This is a genomic window from Shewanella sp. MBTL60-112-B2 (genome assembly GCF_019655055.1).
Lineage (GTDB): Bacteria > Pseudomonadota > Gammaproteobacteria > Enterobacterales > Shewanellaceae > Shewanella.
Genome location: NZ_BPFA01000064.1, coordinates 1 through 2,516, shown reverse-complemented (window position 1 = coordinate 2,516; position 2,516 = coordinate 1). Strand labels below are relative to the sequence as shown.

Here is a 2,516-nt window from a genome sequence, read left to right as displayed (position 1 = left end):
TATTACATATTGCTATGAACACTCATTCATTAAGTAATTTTTTGATTACTTCGTGAGAAGTAATTTCGAATAACTTAATCTCTGTGAGTGTCCACACAGATTTGCTTGTCATATTGTTAAAGAGCGTTGAAGTTATCTTTCAAACTTCGCCTTAGACGCTAGGTCACTTGGCTGAGGAGGCGTATTTTACACTCTCCAGTGTCGGCGTCAAGCGCTTATTTTAAGAAGTTTTTCAAGTGATGATTCTTTGTTCACTCTCGTGTTAACAACCATCTAATTGAGCTTCTAAAGCGATTGTCACCTGAGGTTAATTTCCGTAGAAGTTAATCTCTCTAACGCTGCTGCAAGTCCCATGCTACCTAGCTATTGCTAAGAACGATTGGCCTGCTGTGCCGTGTCAGTGGATGCGCATTATAGGCAGATCCGAGGCGATCGCAAGCCTTTTTTAAAGAAAAATGGATTAAACTTTTATACCAAAGCTGACCACAGTTAAATTACAGATTACCCACAGAGTTATTCACAAAAATGAATTCACAGCTCGCTAGTAACAGACGCCTCTAACTAAAGGCATTAGGAGATAACCGTAAATATGATTAAATCGCGCCACACGAATCTAGCTCATAAGCTAAATCTGCATACTTTCTCACTCTATTACCGAAATAGATCTTAGTGGTTCCCATTATTCTGATCAAACACCGATATTTAAATGCTTAACTCATATAGCCACTAATCCCATTCTTAGAATTTCTATTAATCCAACCTCTATAGTCATAAAGATTACATCGTAGAAAGTAAACACCGTAAATTGCATGCATCGACTTGAGCAATAACCAACATTAAATACCTAAGGAGTTCCTAATCGACTTCTCTCAAGAATTTTAATCCATCACACTTTTGAGTAGCAACTTATACCAATCAGTAATGAGTAGCGCTCTAATATAACCATCATTATTAATCGGCATCCCCACTTGAAAACTTATAGCGCTGAAGAGATCTTAGCTTTATCTAGAGCTGAGAAAGCCCCCCATAAACGGATACGACTACTTTCTGTAGCGCTATTTCTTGAGGGAAATAGCCGAACAGAGGTGGCCTTAAGGCTGAAAGTTACTCGTGCTAGCGTTAATGCTTGGGTCGCCAAATATCTTGCTAATGGTGTAAAAGGACTCGATGCCAAAAAGAATAAAGGTCGTGATAGCTATTTAACCGCACCTCAAAAGAAGCAGCTTAGTTGCTATATTGAAGAACTATACACAAGCTCCTCTGGTGGCAGGCTAACTGGCGATGCGATCCTCAAATATATCCAGCAGAATTTTAAGGTGGATTACCGCACTAATGCGATTTACAAGTTATTGGAGCAATCAGGTTTTAGTTGGATAACGAATCTTTCCAAACATCCAAAACAATCAATAGAAGCGCAAACAGCTTTTAAAAAAGTTCCAGTTGGAAACAATCCTTAACATACCAGGTAGTGTTGCACTCGGGCGAGTCTAGCTATTTGTAAAAGTAATGGTTTCAAGATGAGGCGCGTTTTGGACAACAGAACACGACAACACGCTTGTGGGTGAGAAAAGGCTCCCGTCCACGAGCTGTTAGCCAGCAACAATTTGAAGATGCGCACTTCTTTGGCGCAGTCTGTCCAGAAACCGGAGAGACTGAAGCATTAATTGCTCCGTATTTAAGTAAAGACATCATGCGTCAGCACCTATCTCAAATAGCGCAAAGGACAAAACCGGGACGACATGTTGTAGTGGTAATGGATGGCGCAGGTTGGCATACAGCTGATATTGCAGATGAGTTTACTAACCTCAGCATTATAAAGTTACCACCGTACTCAGCAGGGCTAAATCCGATAGAGCAAGTATGGAGTTGGCTGCGCCAGCACTACTTAGCTAATCGTCAATTTCAAGGTTATGAAGATATCGTTAATGCCTGTTCAGATGCTTGGAACAACTTCATTAGTGATACGAAAAGAGTGATGTCATTATGCCAGAGAGATTGGGCAAAAATGACTAAGTGTTAAGATGGAATGGTATAACACAGCATCAGAACCGCTAAAACTCGTCATTCTGGAGCATTTTTGGCTGCCTACTTCAGCGTTGAAAAGCTTTACAAGGGGATAGCCATTCTTACAGCTATTCGCCTTGAATTGGTTTGCCAAAAAACGCTCTAAGTAGATCAACTTCTTATGCTGATTGGTATAAGTACTTTTTATTGGAGATTTTACTGTTCGTATAAGCAATGAGCATGAAAATGAACCACTCTGTTCACCTAGCAAACGACTAGAGTGCCAATACACGTCGATAAATACGCCATATTTTGCCTTGTTTGACGCGTAGAAGCTCGAACTAGCTGAAAGCGGGCCGAGGTAGCAGGGTCATTTGCTAAATTGCAGACGTAAAAAAGCCCGCTACATGGTAGCGGGCTTTCTCGTATTTGGCGCCTGGAAATGACCTACTCTCACATGGGGAGACCCCACACTACCATCGGCGATACTGCGTTTCACTTCTGAGTTCGGA

The 2,516-nt window shown here is 41.1% G+C and carries 1 pseudogene; it reads left to right on the top strand.

The features are described from left to right. Window positions 1–950 precede the first annotated feature (950 nt). Window positions 951–2,020: pseudogene (locus K5Q73_RS21200) on the top strand (IS630 family transposase). The last annotated feature ends 496 nt before the right edge of the window (window positions 2,021–2,516 follow it).